Origin of the sequence: Parafrankia sp. Ea1.12, from assembly GCF_900465275.1 — a bacterium.
In the GTDB taxonomy this organism is placed as follows: domain Bacteria; phylum Actinomycetota; class Actinomycetes; order Frankiales; family Frankiaceae; genus Parafrankia; species Parafrankia soli.
On sequence record NZ_UBIZ01000643.1, the window covers coordinates 1 to 345 of the forward strand.

The window sequence follows — 345 nt, forward strand, 5'->3', positions numbered from 1 at the left end:
TGGCGCTGGCCGCCTGGGCGCGGCGCCTGGTCACCGAGTCGTTCGCCGGGCTGCGGCACGGCAACGCGCTGAGCCGGGCCGTCGCCGGGTTCGCCGTCCTCGCCTTCGGCAAGGCGGCGCTGGACGAGCTCGGCATCGGGACGTCGGTCACCACACCGCTGCTCTACGCAGTGCTCGCGGCCTGCACCGGAGTGGTGGTGGTCGGAGTGGGCGGCGGTCTCGTCCGGCCGATGCAGAGCCGCTGGGAGAAGATCCTCGACCGGGCCGAGGACGGCGCCGGAGAGGCCCGCGCCGCCTGGCACGCGAACCGGGGCGCGGCGCGGTGGGCACCGCCGAACAGCGCCG

The 345-nt window shown here is 76.5% G+C and carries 1 pseudogene; it reads left to right on the forward strand.

The annotated features are described in order from the left end of the window. Positions 1-345, forward strand: a pseudogene (locus FMEAI12_RS34335) (hypothetical protein); the annotation flags it as partial.